A 16,797-nucleotide genomic window follows, 5' to 3' on the forward strand; every position below is an offset into this window, starting at 1 on the left:
GCATCCCGTCAAGTGCATGGCGAAGCTTCGAGCGCTCCGAGCGAGGCCACGGCCTCCCATAATTCGTCGAAATGCGAAATCACCCGATCCGGGCCGAGGGCGGCGACCGCCGTTTCCGTGTAGCCGAAATCCACCGCCACCACCGGCACGCCGGCGTTTCTGGCGGTCTCGATATCGGTCTTCGAATCGCCGACCATCACCGCGCATCCCGCTGCGCCGCCGGCTCTCTCGATCGTCAGCGTCAGCGCGCGGCCGTCGGGCTTGTGGACCGGGAAAGTGTCGCGGCCGCAGATGGCGGCGAATCGCTGCGCGACGCCGAGCCGCTCGAGCAACAGAATGGCGAGCTCCTCGGATTTGTTGGTGCAGACGGCGAGCGCAAAACCCGCCTCGGAAAAACGCGCCAGCGCCGCCTCCGCCCCGGGAAAGAGCCGCGTCTCCTCGGCGATTCGCCCGCGATAATGGTCGAGAAAAACGTGAAACAGCTCCTCGACCCGCTCCGGCGGGAGCGGCGCGCCGGTCGCCGCGAAGCCGCGCTCGATCATTGCCCGCGCGCCCGCCCCGGCGAGGGAGCGCACCGCCGAAACCGGCAGCGGCGAGCGGCCGTCCTGCTCCAGCAGCGCGCCGAGCGTCGCGATGAGGTCGCCGGCGGTGTCGGCGAGCGTGCCGTCGAGATCGAAGACCAGCATCGGCGCGCCGACCATCCGCCTGCCCCCGACCATCCCGCCCGCCCCCTCTTAGGCCGCAGGCTCGCGATCGCCGCGTCGCCCTTGTAGACTGCGCCCTGTGATTCGTCGAAGGAGTGTAACCTTGCGCGCAGCCATTCGTCTCCTCTCTCTCGGAGCCGCTCTCGCAAGCCCGGGCGCGGCGCTCGCCGGCAATTACGAATTCCTCGCCGCGCCGCAGACCGATCTCAATCGCGTCTTTCGCCTCGACCGCGCCAGCGGCGAGGTGGGGGCCTGCCAATATGGGCTGAAGGAAGGCGCCGCCATCGGCGTCACGCTCTGCTACCCGCCGGGCGAGGGCGCCAAGGCCGGGCCGTTCAGCGAATACGCCCTCGTCGCCTCGCGCCATACGGGCGAGGGCGGCGTGTTCCGCGTCGATCTGCGCTCGGGGCAGATGTCGATCTGCTTCGTGCTGAACGAGAGCTCGGTCGTCTGCACGCCGCCGGCGAAATAAGTCTGGTCCGAGGGCGTGCGCCGGTCTCAGGTGTTGAAGCGGAAATGCAGCACGTCGCCGTCGGCGACGACATAGTCCTTGCCTTCGAGCCTCAGCCGGCCGGCGTCGCGCGCGCCGGCCTCGCCGCGCAGGGCGACGTAATCCTCATAGGCGATCGTCTCGGCGCGGATGAAGCCTTTCTCGAAATCCGTATGGATGACGCCCGCCGCCTGCGGAGCGCGCGTGCCCTGCTCGATGGTCCAGGCGCGCGCCTCCTTGGGGCCGACAGTGAAATAGGTCACGAGCTTCAGCAGCACATAGCCGGCGCGGATGACGCGGTTGAGCCCCGGCTCCGCGAGCCCGACGGCCTCCAGATAGTCTTTCTGCTCCTCGGCCGGCAGAACGGCGATCTCGCTCTCGATCTTGGCCGAGACGACGACGCTCGCCGCCCCCTCCTCCCGCGCCCGCGCCGCAACTTTTTCGGAGAAGCCGTTGCCCTCGGCCGCCGCCCCTTCCTCGACATTGCAGACATAGAGAACGGGCTTGGAGGAGAGCAGGCCGAGCCCGGCGAGCGCGCCGCGCTCTTCCGGCTGGAGCTCGACGAGGCGGGCCGGCTTGCCCTCCCGCAAGAGGACGAGGCAGCGGCTCATCAGATCGAGCAATTCCTTGGCGTCCTTATCGCCGCCCTTGGCCTTTTTCTCGAGCGGGATCACGCGCTTTTCCAGACTCTCGAGGTCGGAGAGCATCAGCTCGGTCTCGATCGTCTCTATGTCGCGAATGGGATCGACGCCGCCCTCGACATGGGTGATGTCGCCATCCTCGAAACAGCGCACGACATGGGCGATGGCGTCGCATTCGCGGATATTGGCCAAAAACTGATTGCCGAGCCCCTCGCCCTTGGAGGCGCCGCGCACAAGTCCGGCGATGTCGACGAAGGTCAATCGCGTCGGAATGATCTGCTTGGAGCCTGCGATCTCGCAGAGCTTGTCGAGGCGCGGATCGGGCACGGCGACCTCGCCGACATTGGGCTCGATCGTGCAGAACGGATAATTGGCCGCCTGAGCGGCCGCCGTCTGCGTCAGCGCGTTGAAGAGGGTCGACTTGCCGACATTCGGCAGGCCGACGATTCCGCATTTGAAGCCCATGCGCCCGGTTTCCTGAGAAGTGAAAGCTCGCTGCGGCGCGGTATGGGCGGGACGGGCGGAAAAGGCAAGGGCCGCGCAGGAAGGCGATGCTCGCCCCCCTCCGGGGAGGCGATGGCGTCGAAACGGTCGCAATCGGCCATTGCGGCGCAGACGACGAGCCGCATCGCCGCCAAGCGGGTTGACCGCGCGCTTCGCAAGGCGGAAAAGCTCCGACAAAGCAATGCGTCGGCGGTTCGGACGCGACCTTGGCGCGGAACACCATGCCACTCGACTTGACGATTCGACATTTACGTTTCGCCGCGGCGACGATCGCGGCGGCTCGTCTTCTCGCAATTTTGCTGCTTCCCGCGCGGGCCCAGAACGCCGGCGAGCCGGCCCTGCCGCCGCCTGCGCCCGCCGCCACGGCTCCGGCGACCCCGGCTCCGCAACCGGCTCCTGCGCCTGCGGCCGCCCCGGCGGCGACCGGGCCGGCCGAGCCGGGCGCGGTTCCGGCCGCGGCTCGGGCGGCTGCGCCGAAACCCAAGCCCAAGCCGAAGCCCGCGCCGCCGCGCGAGATGGCGCTCTCCGATGACCCCACGCCGGCGCTGCAGCCCGAGACCTTTTTCGCCACCTCGCTCGCCTCCGAGCGCTATGCGGCGATCGCCGACGCCGGCGGCTGGCCGAAAATCGGAACGACCCTCGCGCCCGGCGCGCGCGGCAAGGTGGTGGCGGCGCTGCGCAAGCGCCTCACGGCGGAGGGCGATCTGCCCGCCGAGGCCGCCGGCGGCGAAGCCTGGGACGCGGCGCTCACCGCCGCGGTCAAGCATTTCCAATTCCGCATGGGGCTGAAGCAGACGGGCGTCGTCGCCGGCGCGACGCTGCGCGAATTGGACGTGCCGGCCTCGGTGCGCTTCCGCCAGCTCGCCTCCTCGGCGCAGCGGCTCGCCGGCAACGACTTCCCCTTCGGGCCGCGCTATGTCGTCGTCAACATCCCTTCGGCGGCCGTCGATGCGGTGGAGAACGGCCGCGTCGCGCGGCGCTATACGGCGATCGTCGGCGATGTCGAGCATCCCTCGCCCGAGGTCGAGGCGAAGATCGGCGCGGTCAATCTCAACCCCACCTGGACGGTCCCGGTCTCGATCATCAAGAACGAGATCATGCCCAAGATGCAGAAGGACCCGTCCTATCTCGCCAAGGCGCGCATTCGCGTCTTCGACAATCGCGGGACCGAGATCGAGCCGAAATCGATCAATTGGGCGAATGAACGGGCGGCCAATTACACGCTGCGCCAGGATTCCGGCGCGCAGAACTCGCTCGGCTCGATCCGCATCGCCATGCCGAACAAGCACGCCGTCTATATGCACGACACGCCGAGCAAGCGGCTCTTTGCGAGCGACTATCGCTTTCTCTCGCATGGCTGCGTGCGCGTCGAAGGCGTCTATGACCTCGCCGCCTGGCTGCTCGAGGGCGCTCCCGGCGCGCCGAACGGGCAATGGGACAAGCCCGCGATCATGGCCAAGATCGCCGGCGGCGAGCGCCAGGACGTGACGCTGCAAAAGCCCGTGCCGGTCGTCTGGGTGTATATGACCGGATGGGCTTCCGCGAATGGAACCGTCCACTTCCGCAATGATATATACGGAGTGGACGCGGTGGGCGAAGCGCGCGGAGATCGTTGATTCGCTCTTTCCCGGTCGAAGGGACGTTCGATGCGCCGTGGAATCGTCTTCGCTTTTGCCCTAGCGGCGGCCCTCGGCGCGGCGCAGGCGGCCGAGAGCCGCGCCCGCCAGCCGCAGCCGGCGGAGGCCTATGTCGTCGCTCCCGTGCAATATTGCGCGAAACTGTGCCCGGAAGACTTCGCGCCCTGCGACCCCGTCTATTTCAAGACCGCCGATGCGCGCTGCGCGCAAGTGGGCGTGGGGCGGTGAGGCGTGAATCCTTCTCCCGCGAGCGGAAGAAGGATTCGCTAATCGTCCAGCCCGCGCGCGCTCTCGTGCCAGCGGGAGAGCGCGAGGCGCGACAGGGCCGTCAGCGCCGCATAGATGACGACGCCGCCGAGCGAGACCAGCGCCAACGCCGCGAACATGCGCGGAATATCGAGCCTGTAGCCGGCCTCGGAAATGCGGAAGGCGAGGCCGGCCCCCTGCCCCGCGGCGCCCGCCGCGAGCTCGGCCGCTATGGCGCCGATGAGCGCGAGGCCGCCGCCGATGCGAAGCCCCGCGAAAAATTGCGGCAGCGCGGCCGGAGCGCGCAGATAGACGAGCTTTTGCCAAGGCGAGGCGCGATAGAGATCGAAGAGCTCGACGAGCGCGCGATCGACCGAGGCGAGGCCGAGCGACGTATTGGCGAGAATGGGGAAAAAGGCGACGAGAAAGGCGCAGACCAGCACCGCCTCGGCCGGCGCGAGATAGACCAGCAGCAGCGGCGCTATGGCGATGATGGGCGTCACCTGAAGCACGATGGCGAAGGGCATGAGCGCCCGCTCCATCCAGCGCGAGCGCGAGATGAGCAGCGCCAGAGCGACGCCGCCGATCGTCGCCAGCGCCAACGCCTCGAGCGCCGTCGTCAGAGTGACGAGCAGCGACGAAAAGAGAATTTCGCGATCCTTCACCAGGGTTTCGCCGATGAGGCTCGGCGCCGGCAGCACATAGGGCGGAATGGACGAGATGCGCACGACCGCCTCCCAGGCGGCGAGCGCGCCCGCGAGAACGGCAAACGGCAGCAGCGCGTCGCGAAGACGCGGCGCTTCCTTCGGCCGAGCGCCGCTCATCGCAATTCCTCCCCATAGGCGCCGCGCAGAGCGGCCGAGGCGCGCCGGGCGAATTGCGCGAATTGCGGGCTCGTGCGGAACTCCTCGTCGCGCGCGATTGTCGAATCGATGTCGATCTCGTCGACGATCGCCCCGCCCCGCGCCGCGAGCGCCAGAATGCGCGTCGAGAGATAGACGCTCTCGTAAATGGAATGGGTGACGAAGACGATCGTCGTTTCGAGCCTTTGTTTCATGGCGAGGAGATCGTCGCCGAGCCGAAAGCGCGTCACCTCGTCGAGCGCGGCGAAGGGCTCGTCCATCAACAAGAGCTTGGGCCGCGTGACCAGGGCGCGGGCGATGGCGACGCGCATCTTCATGCCGCCGGAGAGCTGGCGCGGCAGCGCCGTCTCGAACTCCGCGAGACCGACGAGAGCGAGCGTCTCGCGCACCAGCGGCGCGGCGTTGTCGCGCGTTTTGCCGGCGAGGCGCAGCGGCAGATAGACATTGGAGAAGACGTCGGCCCAGGGCAGCAGCGTCGCCTCCTGGAACACGAAGCCGATATTATGCGCCGCCGATGGGTCGCGCCAGTCGATGGCGCCGGCGCTCGGCGCCGCAAGGCCGGCGATGAGCCGCAGCGCCGTCGATTTGCCGCAGCCCGAAGGCCCGAGCAGGGTGAGAAACTCCGCGTCGCGAAGATCGAGATCGAAATGCTCGAGCGCGGCGACGCCATTGGCGAAGCTCTTGCCGACGCCGCGCAGCGAGACCAGCGGCCGCGCCTCGGTCTCGACAACCGCCGTCACGGCGCCCCCGCCGCCCGCGAGGGCCGCAGTTCCAGCCCGACCTTCTTATTCACGAAGCGAGTCGTATAGCCTTGGGCGATGTCGAGATCGGCCGGGAAGACGCCGGCCTTGGCCATTTTCTCGAAGAAGCTGCGCGCGCGCGCGTCGGTCATCGCGCCAATGCCGAGGGTGAGGGAATCGCCGGAATCGACGATGCCGCGCTCTTTCAGCTTCTCGACCGAATAAGCGAGCTGGCCCTCGGACATTTCTGGATTGTCCTTGCGGATCGCGGCGTTGGCGGCGGAATTATCGCCATAGAGATAATGATACCAGCCGATGATGGAGGCGTCGACGAAACGCTGCACGAGATCGGCCTTGGCCGCGATCGTCTCCTTGCGCGTCTCGATCGTCGTCGAATAGCTGTCATAGCCATAATCGGCGAGCAGGAAGACATTGGGCTCGAAGCCGCCCTGACGGGCGATCTCGAAAGGCTCGGAGGTCAGATAGCCCTGCTGGATCGACTTCTTGTCGGCGAGGAAGGGCGCCGAGTTGAAAGTATAGGGCTTGATCTTCTCTTCCTTGAAGCCATAGGCCTGCTTCAGCCATTGATAGACAGAGACGAGATTGTCATTGCCGACGAAGGCGGTCGCCTTGGGCAGATCCTCGAAACGGTCGAAGCCCTCGCCCGGATGCGACATGAAGACGATCGGGTCCTTCTGGAAAATGGCCGCGACGGCGACGATGGGCGCCTTCTGTTGCACGGCGGAGAAGGTCTGGATGAGATTGGCGCCCATGCAGAAATCGACGCGGCCGGCGGCGAGCAGCAGCCGCGCGTTGGATTGCGGGCCGCCCTGCAGAATGGTGACGTCGAGGCCATATTTGGCGTAAGTGCCGTCGACGAGCGCCTGATAGAAGCCGCCATGCTCGGCCTGCGCCCGCCAATTGGTGGCGAAGGAGACCTTGTCCAGCGCCAAGGCCGGGAGGGCGGCGAAGATGAAAACCAAGGCCGCGATCTTTGCTGTGAAGCGTTTCGTCATCGACTGCCTCATCTTAATTTTTCAACAGACGTGGGGCTCTCCCTTCTCCCACTTGTGGGAGAAGGTGGCCCGGCGAAGCCGGGTCGGATGAGGGCCCTTCGTGTCCTTGCGGTGAAATGAACCACGAAGACACAAAGAGCAGGAAGAAGACGCGAGGCCGACGAGCCCTCATCCGACCTCGCTTCGCGAGGCCACCTTCTCCCGCAAGCGGGAGAAGGATTACGCGCCCCACGGCGTCGCTATGGCGAACTGCATTCGAAAGGTCTACCCTTCTCCCCATGCTCCCGTCCCGCTATTGGATCGACCTCACAACCAACGACTTCCGCGACCTCGACATGGGGCGCGTCATCGCCGTGCTGCCCATCGCCGCGGTGGAGCAGCATGGGCCGCATCTGCCGGTCGGCGTCGACTCGGCGATCATGCGCGGCATGATCGAGCGCGTCGTGGACCGCCTGCGGGAGGATCTCGACGCGCTGTTCCTGCCATTGCAGGCGATCGGCGTCTCCATCGAGCATGGCGATTTTCCCGGCACGCTCTCCCTCTCGCATGAGACGGCGCTGCGCCTCCTCGGCGAATTGGGCGCAGGCGTCGCCCGCGCCGGCTGCCGCAAGCTCGTACTCCTCAATTCGCACGGGGGCAACTCGGCGCTCCTCTCGCAGGCCGCGTTGGAGCTGCGCGCCCGCCATGAGCTGCTCGCCGTCTCCTGCTCCTGGCACCGCTTCGGCTATCCGGATGGGCTGTTCGGCGAGGAGGAGATCCGCCTCGGCATTCATGGCGGGGAGATCGAGACCTCGCTGATGCTCTCGCTCGCGCCGGATTTCGTGGATATGGCGCGGGCGCGGCATTTCCGCTCCGCGAGCCTCGATTTCGAGCGCGATTTCACCTGGCTGCGCGCCGACCGGCCGATCGGCTTCGGCTGGATGACGCAGGACCTCTCCAAGGAGGGCGCGATCGGCGACGCCGCGGCGGCGAGCGCCGCCAAGGGCGAGGCCGCCGCCGATTATTGGGCGACCGCTTTCGTCGAGCTTCTGCGCGACGTCGAAGCCTTCGATCTCGAGCGTTTCGCCGGCGATCCGCCGAAATAGGGAACCGCGGCTCCAGCCGGAAAACGCCACAGCTAAGCGGCCTTCCGCCGCCTTTGGAGGCTTTCGCCTGGGCGCGGTTCGGTCTACAAAGCGCGCAACCGCGCAGCCAGACGCTCTAAAGAGGCCGACATGACCGAAATCATCGATATCCACGCCCGCGAGATACTCGATTCGCGCGGCAATCCCACGGTCGAGGTCGAGGTCACGCTGGAGGACGGCTCCTTCGGCCGCGCCGCAGTGCCCTCCGGCGCCTCGACCGGCGCCCATGAGGCGGTGGAGAAGCGCGACGGCGACAAGACCCGCTACCTCGGCAAGGGCGTGCTGGACGCGGTGCAGAGCGTCAATGAGGACATCGCGGCCGAGCTCACCGGATTCGAGGCCGAGGATCAGGTCGCGGTCGACGAGGCGCTGATCGAGCTCGATGACACGCCGAACAAATCGCGGCTCGGCGCCAACGCCATTCTGGGCGTCTCGCTCGCCGTCGCCAAGGCCGCCGCCGACGCCTCCTCCCTACCGCTCTACCGCTATATTGGCGGCGTGCAGGCGCGCGTGCTGCCGGTGCCGATGATGAACATCATCAATGGCGGCGTCCACGCCGACAATCCGATCGACTTTCAGGAATTCATGATCCTGCCGGTCGGCGCGCCGACGGTGCGCGAGGCGATCCGCTGGGGCGCGGAAGTTTTCCACACGCTGAAAGCCGCGCTGAAGAAGGCCGGCCTTTCCACCTCCGTGGGCGACGAGGGCGGCTTCGCCCCCAATCTCCCCTCCGCGGAGGCGGCGCTCGACGTCATCGTCGAGGCGATCGTGACGGCGGGCTTCGTGCCGGGCGAGGACATTTATCTCGGCGCCGACGTCGCCTCGACCGAGTTCTTCAAGAACGGCAAATATGTCTATGAGGGCGAGAAGACGACGCGCACGGTCGAGGAGCAGGTCGCCTATCTGGCGAAGCTCGTCGAGGCCTATCCGATCGTCACCATAGAAGACGGCATGGCCGAGGACGATTGGGAGGGCTGGCGCCTCCTGACCGACACGCTCGGCGACAAGATCCAGCTCGTCGGCGACGACGTCTTCGTCACCAATGTCGATCGGCTGGCGCGCGGCATAGACGAGGACGTCGCCAATTCGCTGCTGGTCAAGGTCAATCAGATCGGCACGCTGACCGAGACTCTCGCCGCCGTGGAGATGGCGCATCGCGCCGCCTATACGACGGTGATCTCGCATCGCTCCGGCGAGACGGAGGATTCGACGATCGCCGACATTGCGGTGGCGACCAACAGCGGCCAGATCAAGACCGGCTCGCTGGCGCGCTCGGACAGAGTGGCGAAATACAATCAGCTCATCCGCATCGAGGAAGAGCTCGGCCCGGCGGCGATCTACGCCGGCCGCAGCGCGCTGAAGGCGCTGGCCTAGAGCGCCCCCTCCCTTACCCTCCCCCCGCTCACGCAGGAGAGGGGATCGGCGACGTTACGCGAAACTTTGATGAAGGGCCGAATCTGCTCCCTCTCCCGCGAAGCGGGGGAGGGTCGGGGAGGGGCCCTTCGATACGGATATTCGGCTCTCCCCCATGCCCATGGAAAAGACCTTCGACCCCTCGACCATCGAAGCGCGGATGCGCGAGCTCTGGGAGGAGGCGGGCGCCTTTCGCGCCGGCCGGCCGGAGCGCGCCGGCGCGAAACCTTTTTCCATCGTCATTCCGCCGCCCAATGTCACCGGCTCGCTGCATATGGGCCATGCGCTCAACAATACGCTGCAGGACATTCTGGCGCGCTATCATCGAATGCGCGGCGACGACGTTCTGTGGCAGCCGGGCACTGACCACGCCGGCATAGCGACGCAAATGGTCGTCGAGCGCAAGCTCATGGAGCGCCAGCAGCATCGCCGCGAATTGGGCCGCGCCAAATTCCTGGAGGAAGTCTGGGCCTGGAAGGCCGAGTCGGGCGGCGTCATCGTCGAGCAGCTGAAGCGCCTCGGCGCCTCCTGCGACTGGTCGCGCGAGCGATTCACGCTGGACGAAGGACTTTCCCGCGCGGTGGTGAAAGTCTTCGTGCAGCTCTATCGCGACGGGCTCATCTACAAGGACAAGCGCCTCGTCAATTGGGATCCGAAGCTCTTGACCGCCATCTCCGATCTCGAGGTGCAGCAGATCGAGGTGAAGGGTCATCTCTGGCACTTCAAATATCCGATCGTCTATCACGACGGCCATCCGACCGGCGAATACATCACAGTGGCGACGACGCGCCCCGAGACCATGCTCGGCGACACGGCGGTGGCCGTGCATCCAAAGGACGAGCGCTACGAGAAGCTCATCGGCAAGAATGTGCGCCTGCCGCTGGTCGGGCGCCTCATCCCCATCGTCGCCGACGAATATTCCGACCCCGAGAAGGGCACCGGCGCGGTGAAGATCACCCCGGCGCATGACTTCAACGATTTCGAGGTCGGCCGCCGGCACGGGCTGCGTCTCATCAATGTGCTCGACGCCGAAGCCTGCGTGACGCTGAAGGACAATCACGATTTCTTCGAGCATGTCGCGCCCTCTCCCGAGCTCGACATGACCGTCGCAGCGCTGCATGGCCTCGACCGCAACGCCGCACGCGCGCGCGTCGTGGCGATGATGGAGGAGCGCGAGCTGCTCGCCGAAGTGTCGGACCATAAGCACATGGTCCCGCATGGCGACCGCTCCGGCGCCGTGCTGGAGCCGCGCTTGACCGACCAATGGTATGTCGACGCCAAGACGCTCGCCGGACCGGCGCTCGAGGCCGTGCGCTCCGGCCGCACCAATTTCGTGCCGAAGAATTGGGAGAAGACCTATTACGAGTGGCTGGAGAACATCCAGCCCTGGTGTGTGTCGCGCCAGCTCTGGTGGGGCCATCGCATTCCGGCGTGGTATGACGAAGACGGCAATGTCTTTGTCGAGGACAGCGAAGAAGCGGCCCTCGCCGCCGCGCGGCAAAAACACGGAAGCGACGTTGCGCTGACGCGCGACGAGGATGTGCTCGACACCTGGTTCTCTTCCGCGCTCTGGCCTTTCTCGACGCTCGGCTGGCCGGACGAGACGAAGGAGCTTTCGCGCTTCTATCCCACTAATGTGCTGGTGACGGGCTTCGACATCATCTTCTTCTGGGTCGCCCGCATGATGATGATGGGCCTCTATTTCAAAAAAGAGGTTCCCTTCCACGACGTCTACATTCACGCCCTCGTCCGCGACGAGAAGGGCGCGAAAATGTCGAAGTCGAAGGGCAATGTCATCGACCCGCTGCATCTCATCAACGAATATGGCGCCGATGCGCTGCGCTTCACGCTCGCCGCCATGGCGGCGCAGGGACGCGACATAAAGCTCTCGACGCAGCGCGTCGAAGGCTATCGCAATTTCGCGACCAAGCTGTGGAACGCCTCGCGCTTCGCCGAGATCAACGGCTGCGCGCGCGTCGAAGGCTTCGATCCGAAGAACAACCAGATCACGCTCAATCGCTGGATCGTCAGCGAGGCCGCGCGCGCCGCCGCCGAAGTCGCCGCGGCGATCGAGGCCTATCGCTTCAACGACGCGGCGGGCGCGGCCTATCGCTTCGTCTGGAACGTGTTCTGCGACTGGTATTTGGAGTTGGCGAAGCCCCTGCTGCAAGGCGAGGACGGCGCCGCCAAGGACGAGACGCGCGCGACGGCGGCCTTTCTGCTCGATCAAGTCTATGCGCTGCTGCATCCCTTCATGCCCTTCATCACCGAGGAGCTGTGGGGCATAAAGGGCTTCGAGGGCCCGGCGCGCGAGACGCCGCTGGCGCTGGCGCAATGGCCCGATCTCGCCGGACTCGAGGACGCGGCCGCGGAAGCGGAAATCGGCTGGATCGTCGATCTCGTCTCGGAAGTGCGCTCCGTGCGCTCGGAGATGAATCTGCCCGCCGGCGCGGAAGTGCCGCTCGCTCTCGTCGGCGCCGACGCCGACGTGCAGGCGCGGGTGAAACGCTGGGACGAGACGACGCGCAAGCTCGCGCGCCTCTCGCAGATCAGCTTCGTCGACGCCGGGCCCAAGAGCAGCGCGCAGCTCATCGTGCGCGGCGTTCTGGCGGCCATCCCGCTCGAGGGCGTCATCGACTTCGCTGCGGAGAAGGCGCGTCTCGCCAAGGAGACCGCCAAGCTCGAGAGCGAGGCGAAGAAGATCGAGGCCAAGCTCGGCAACGCCGATTTCGTCGCGCGCGCGCCGGAAGAGGTTGTGGAGGAAAATCGCGAGCGCCTCGAGGAAACGCGCGCGCGCATAGAGAAGCTGACGGCGGCGGCGAAGCGGCTCGGCTGAGGAGCCCATCCTTCAATCGGGCGGAAAAAATCGCGGGCGGAAAAAATCACACTAATCTGCGAGATGAGGAGCGCCGTTCCGCGCGACCGAAGCTTCGCTGACGATATCGTCGATCGCGCGACGCACGATCTCCTCGAGAATGGCCGGACCGTCGCGCCCCATGGCGTAGAGCGCATCGTCCACATTCTGCTCCACCATATGGAGAAAGAGCGCATCCGGCCGCTCGCGTCCCGACTGGGCGAGGGAGGCGTCGCATAAAGCGCGAACGAATTGAGCGCGCGTCGCCAGAAGCGTCTTCGCCAAAGACAAAGCGAGCGCGAATTGCCGCTCGCCATTTGGCGCGCCTCCGCGCGGAGCCGCGCCGGGCCTCTGCATCGCCCGATTGTCATTGCCTATGGGCGGGAGGCCCGATCCTGCGGCGCGGCGGCGATTGCATCGTCCGGGCAATTCCGCGAAACGCGCCGAGGCTCTAACAAAGTCTTTCCAACTATAAATCATGGGCGCAACAAGCCGCACGGTGACACGCCACATCCGGCGTGTTAACCGTAAATGGAAACAAGCTCTGCGCCGAAAATCCCGCATTCGCTCGCCTCTGTCAAGCATATATGAGATCATGTGTGCCGGAAACGAAAATATATCCCGTATTCGACAGGGCCGGCCTCGCGCACAGATTGGGCCAAGCGGTCGATCTGGCGGGCGGTCCCTCCAAAATCCTGCGGGACGCCGGCGTCACCTCCTCCACCTATAGCCGCTATCTCAATGGGGAAAGCGAGGCGTCGGCCGAGAAGCTCGGCCGGATCGCCGAAGCGGCGGGGGTCTCGCTCGACTGGCTGATTCTCGACCGCGGCCCTCCCATATTCGAGGCCGGCGCGCCGCCTCCGGCGATGCCTCTCGGCCCGGATATGGCGCAAATCCCCCTGTGCCGGATCGGCGAGGAAGGCGGCGGCGAACTGGCGGGAGGCGAGAAGCTCGCCCTCCCGCGCGCGCTGCTGCGGCGTCTGGGAACCGAGGCGGAGGCGCTCGAATTCATGCGCGCGCGCGGCGACTCCATGCGCCCGACGATAGAGGACGGAGCGATCGTGTTGATCGACCGCTCGCAGCGGGACATTATCGGCGACGCGATCTATCTCGTCTCGCTCGACGGCGCACCGCTGATCCGGCGCGTGCGCCGCAATGTCGATGGCGCGATCTCGCTCATCTCCGACAATCGCGCCTGCTACGAGCCCGAGCGATTGGAGCGCGCCGACGCCGACAGGCTGCGCGTGCACGGCCGTATCCGCTGGACCGAGACGCTGCTCTAAACGCTCGCGCCTCTCCGGCGGGCCGCCGGGGGTATCCATGGCGCGGGATCGGGGCTATCTTGCCACGCCCTTGCCGCCCTCTCGCCGAGAGGGCTCGGCGCCACCAGCTCCTCCCGCGATGACTCTCACACACAAGCCCGTCGGTCCCGGCAGCCACGTCTTTCTCGTCGACGGCTCGTCCTTCGTCTTTCGCGCCTATTTCCAGTCCATCCGCCAGGACGCGAAATATAATTACCGCGCCGACCGCCTGCCGACCGGCGCCGTGCGGCTCTTCTGCGCCAAGCTGTTTCAATTCATCCGCGAGGGCGCGGCGGATGTCATGCCCACGCATCTCGCCATCATCTTCGACAAATCGGAGAACTCCTTCCGCAAGGAAATCTATCCCGACTACAAGGCCCATCGTCAGGACCCGCCCGCCGATCTCGTTCCGCAATTTCCCTTGATGCGGGCCGCCGTGCGCGCCTTCGGCCTTCTGCCGATCGAGCAGGACGTCTATGAGGCGGACGATCTCATCGCCACTTATGCCCGCCAAGCGCGCGCGCGCGGCGCCGATGTGCTGATCGTCTCCGCCGACAAGGATCTGATGCAGCTCATCGACGACAAAGTGTCGATGTACGATCCCGCCTCTGGAACGGCGGGGGCGAAGGGCGCACGCGAGGAGCGGCGCATCGGCTATGAAGAAGTCGTCGACTATTTCGGCGTGCCGCCGGAAAAGGTGGTGGATGTGCAGGCGCTCGCCGGCGATTCCACCGACAATGTGCCCGGCGCCAAGGGCATAGGCGTCAAGACCGCCGCGCAGCTCATCAATGAATATGGCGATCTCGACACGCTGCTCGCGCGCGCCGGCGAGATCAAGCAGCCCAAACGCCGCGAGGCGCTGACCGATCCTGCGAGCGTCGCGCTGATCCGCACCTCGCAAAAGCTCGTGAAGCTCGTCGACGACGCGCCGCTCGAGATTCCGCTGGACGATCTCGGCCTGCATCAGCCGGACGGCAAGTCGCTCGTCGCCTTTCTCCAGGCGATGGAGTTCACGCAGCTCACGCGACGCGCGGCGGAGACTTATGGCGTCGAAGCGAACGAGATCGAGCCGGACCCGGCTTTCGTCGGCCCGGCGGGCTGGCGCGCGCGCAATGGCGAGGTCGCCGAGGCGCCGGCCCTGCCCGCGCCGCCCGCGCCCGCCGCCGCTCTGCCGACACGAGGCGAGCGAGGCGCCTTCACGCCGGCCGCGCTCGCCGAGGCGCGACGCGAGCAAGGCGTCGCGACGAAGATCGACCGCTCGCTCTATGAGACGGTGACGACTCTGGAGCGCCTGGACGCCTGGATCGGGCAAGCCTTCGCCGCCGGCGTCGTCGCCATGGACACGGAGACGACCTCGCTCGATCCCATGTCCTGCGATCTCGTCGGCGTCTCGCTCGCCACGGCGCCGGGCCGCGCCTGCTATATTCCGTTGCAGCATGTCTCGCCCGCCGGCGCCGATCTGCTCGGCGCCGAGCCGCCGCCCGCGCAAATTCCCTTTGCGGAAGCGCTCGCGCGCTTGAAGCCGCTGCTCGAAGCGACGAGCGTGCTGAAGATCGCGCATAATATGAAATACGATCTCCTCGTTCTGGCCTGCTGCGGCATAGATGTCGCGCCGATCGAGGACACGATGCTCGTCTCTTACGTGCTCGACGCCGGCCGCAACAATCACGGCCTCGACGAGCTCTCCAAGAAGCATCTCGGCCACGAATGCATTCCCTTCTCCGCCGTCGCCGGCTCGGGCCGCACATTCATCGGCTTCGCGCGCGTGCCGCTCGACAGAGCGACGGAATATGCGGCGGAGGACGCCGATGTCGCGCTGCGCCTGTGGCGCGTGCTGAAGCCGCGCCTCGCCGCCGAGCATATGACGAGCGTCTATGAGACGCTGGAGCGCCCCATGGTCTGCGTGCTCGCGAAGATGGAGCGGCGCGGCGTCGCCATCGATCGCAATATTCTCTCGCGCCTCTCGGGAGAATTCGCGCAGGACATGGCGCGGCTGGAGGCCGAGATCTACGAGCTCGCCGGCCAGAGCTTCAATCTCGGCTCGCCCAAGCAATTGGGCGATATTCTCTTCGGCAAGATGGGCTTGCCCGGCGCGAAGAAGACCGCGACCGGCGCCTGGTCGACCTCGGCGAGCGTGCTCGACGAATTGGCCGAAAGCGGCAATACATTCGCCGCGCGCATTCTCGACTGGCGGCAGCTCTCCAAGCTCAAATCCACTTATACCGACGCGCTGCCTTCCTTCGTCAATCCGACGACGCATCGCGTCCACACCTCATACGCGCTCGCCGCGACGACGACCGGGCGGCTCTCCTCCTCGGACCCCAATCTGCAGAACATTCCGGTGCGCAACGAGGCCGGACGCAAGATTCGCACGGCCTTCGTCGCCGAGCGCGGGAATGCGCTGATCTCGGCGGATTATTCGCAGATCGAATTGCGCCTGCTCGCGCATATCGCCGATATTCCGCAATTGCGGCAGGCCTTCGCCGATGGAATCGACATTCATGCGATGACGGCGAGCGAAATGTTCGGCGTGCCGGTGCAGGGAATGCCCTCGGAAGTGCGCCGTCGCGCCAAGGCGATCAACTTCGGCATCATCTATGGCATTTCCGCCTTCGGCCTCGCCAATCAGCTCTCCATTCCGCGCGAGGAGGCGGCGGCCTATATCAAGCGCTATTTCGAGCGTTTCCCCGGCATTCGCGATTATATGGACATGACGCGCAAGGCCGTGCGGGAAAACGGCGTCGTCACGACGATCTTCGGACGCAAATGCCATTTCCCGCGCATCGGCTCCTCCAACGCCTCGGAGCGCGCCTTTTTCGAGCGCGCGGCGATCAATGCGCCCATTCAAGGAGCGGCGGCCGACATCATCCGCCGCGCCATGGCGCGCATGGACGAAGCGCTGACGCAGGAAAAGCTCCGCGCGCGCATGTTGCTGCAAGTGCATGACGAATTGGTGTTCGAGGCGCCGAAGGAGGAGACCGAGGCGACGATCCGCCTCGTCAAGCGCGTGATGGAAGAGGCGCCGCATCCGGCGGTCATGCTCTCCGTGCCGCTGCAAGTGGAAGCCCGCGCCGCCCATAATTGGGACGAGGCGCATTGATTCACTGCCCTTCCTTCTCCCGCCTGCGGGAGAAGGTGGCCCGGCGAAGCCGGGTCGGATGAGGGCCGCCGCGGTTCGCAGCGCCTCGCATTACAAATATCACGGCGGCGGATGGAGCCCTCATCCGACCCTCGCTGACGCGCGGGCCACCTTCTCCCACGAGT

Annotated in this window: 14 protein-coding genes; 8 read left to right on the forward strand and 6 right to left on the reverse strand. The window is 66.2% G+C overall.

The window, feature by feature from the left end; all coding sequences use genetic code 11:
* Nucleotides 1-8 precede the first annotated feature (8 nt).
* On the reverse strand, nucleotides 9-719 hold the full coding sequence (locus Mspo_RS01425; RefSeq protein WP_244613033.1) for an HAD-IA family hydrolase: 711 nt from the start codon (nucleotides 717-719) through the stop codon (nucleotides 9-11).
* Nucleotides 720-819: 100 nt separating this feature from the next.
* On the opposite strand from Mspo_RS01425, the gene Mspo_RS01430 reads away from it, so the two are divergent.
* Complete coding sequence (locus Mspo_RS01430; protein ID WP_244613067.1) at nucleotides 820-1,176, forward strand: hypothetical protein; 357 nt, start codon at nucleotides 820-822, stop codon at nucleotides 1,174-1,176.
* A gap of 26 nt (nucleotides 1,177-1,202) precedes the next feature.
* Here the strand turns inward: Mspo_RS01430 and ychF are convergent, their stop codons facing one another.
* Entirely contained in the window at nucleotides 1,203-2,300 is a 1,098-nt protein-coding gene (gene ychF / locus Mspo_RS01435) for a redox-regulated ATPase YchF (protein ID WP_159726167.1), read from the reverse strand.
* 260 nt (nucleotides 2,301-2,560) lie between these two features.
* Here ychF and Mspo_RS01440 point away from each other — a divergent pair, with 260 nt between their 5' ends.
* Both Mspo_RS01440 and Mspo_RS01445 read left to right on the forward strand, forming a co-directional pair.
* Nucleotides 2,561-3,955 carry a murein L,D-transpeptidase gene (locus Mspo_RS01440; RefSeq protein ID WP_244613036.1) on the forward strand — a complete coding sequence of 465 codons (1,395 nt, stop codon included), beginning with the start codon at nucleotides 2,561-2,563 and terminating at the stop codon, nucleotides 3,953-3,955.
* 30 nt (nucleotides 3,956-3,985) lie between these two features.
* A complete protein-coding gene (locus Mspo_RS01445; RefSeq protein WP_159726168.1) occupies nucleotides 3,986-4,204 on the forward strand; it encodes a hypothetical protein in 219 nt (72 codons plus the stop codon).
* A 38-nt stretch (nucleotides 4,205-4,242) separates the two neighbouring features.
* Here the strand turns inward: Mspo_RS01445 and Mspo_RS01450 are convergent, their stop codons facing one another.
* From Mspo_RS01450 to Mspo_RS01460, 3 genes are read right to left on the reverse strand one after another with little or no spacing between them, the layout of a single operon-like run.
* On the reverse strand, nucleotides 4,243-5,046 hold the full coding sequence (locus Mspo_RS01450) for an ABC transporter permease (RefSeq protein ID WP_159726169.1): 804 nt from the start codon (nucleotides 5,044-5,046) through the stop codon (nucleotides 4,243-4,245).
* Nucleotides 5,043-5,825: an ABC transporter ATP-binding protein gene (locus tag Mspo_RS01455; RefSeq protein WP_159726170.1), complete on the reverse strand. Its 783-nt coding sequence runs from the start codon at nucleotides 5,823-5,825 to the stop codon at nucleotides 5,043-5,045. Before Mspo_RS01455 ends, Mspo_RS01450 begins: the two co-directional genes overlap by 4 nt.
* Nucleotides 5,822-6,841 (reverse strand): ABC transporter substrate-binding protein, encoded by a 1,020-nt coding sequence (locus Mspo_RS01460; protein ID WP_159726171.1) that lies wholly within the window; start codon nucleotides 6,839-6,841, stop codon nucleotides 5,822-5,824. The genes Mspo_RS01455 and Mspo_RS01460 overlap by 4 nt, the downstream gene beginning before the upstream one ends.
* A 278-nt stretch (nucleotides 6,842-7,119) precedes the next feature.
* Here Mspo_RS01460 and Mspo_RS01465 point away from each other — a divergent pair, with 278 nt between their 5' ends.
* The 3 genes from Mspo_RS01465 to Mspo_RS01475 all read left to right on the forward strand — a co-directional run bounded on the left by Mspo_RS01465 (nucleotide 7,120) and on the right by Mspo_RS01475 (nucleotide 12,214).
* A complete protein-coding gene (locus Mspo_RS01465; protein ID WP_159726172.1) occupies nucleotides 7,120-7,926 on the forward strand; it encodes a creatininase family protein in 807 nt (268 codons plus the stop codon).
* 129 nt (nucleotides 7,927-8,055) lie between these two features.
* Nucleotides 8,056-9,339: a phosphopyruvate hydratase gene (gene eno / locus Mspo_RS01470; RefSeq protein ID WP_159726173.1), complete on the forward strand. Its 1,284-nt coding sequence runs from the start codon at nucleotides 8,056-8,058 to the stop codon at nucleotides 9,337-9,339.
* A gap of 160 nt (nucleotides 9,340-9,499) precedes the next feature.
* Nucleotides 9,500-12,214, forward strand: coding sequence for a valine--tRNA ligase (locus Mspo_RS01475; protein WP_159726548.1), 2,715 nt, complete (start codon nucleotides 9,500-9,502; stop codon nucleotides 12,212-12,214).
* Nucleotides 12,215-12,265: 51 nt separating this feature from the next.
* Here Mspo_RS01475 and Mspo_RS01480 read toward each other — a convergent pair whose 3' ends face one another.
* Nucleotides 12,266-12,589 (reverse strand): hypothetical protein, encoded by a 324-nt coding sequence (locus tag Mspo_RS01480; protein ID WP_244613037.1) that lies wholly within the window; start codon nucleotides 12,587-12,589, stop codon nucleotides 12,266-12,268.
* A 296-nt stretch (nucleotides 12,590-12,885) separates the two neighbouring features.
* Between Mspo_RS01480 and Mspo_RS01485 the strand changes: the two genes are divergently transcribed.
* Together Mspo_RS01485 and polA are read left to right on the forward strand one after the other, a co-directional pair.
* A complete protein-coding gene (locus tag Mspo_RS01485) occupies nucleotides 12,886-13,515 on the forward strand; it encodes a LexA family transcriptional regulator (protein ID WP_159726174.1) in 630 nt (209 codons plus the stop codon).
* Between the two features lie 118 nt (nucleotides 13,516-13,633).
* Nucleotides 13,634-16,633: a DNA polymerase I gene (gene polA, locus Mspo_RS01490; protein ID WP_159726175.1), complete on the forward strand. Its 3,000-nt coding sequence runs from the start codon at nucleotides 13,634-13,636 to the stop codon at nucleotides 16,631-16,633.
* The last annotated feature ends 164 nt before the right edge of the window (nucleotides 16,634-16,797 follow it).

Origin of the sequence: Methylosinus sp. Ce-a6, from assembly GCF_009811655.1 — a bacterium.
Lineage (GTDB): Bacteria > Pseudomonadota > Alphaproteobacteria > Rhizobiales > Beijerinckiaceae > Methylosinus.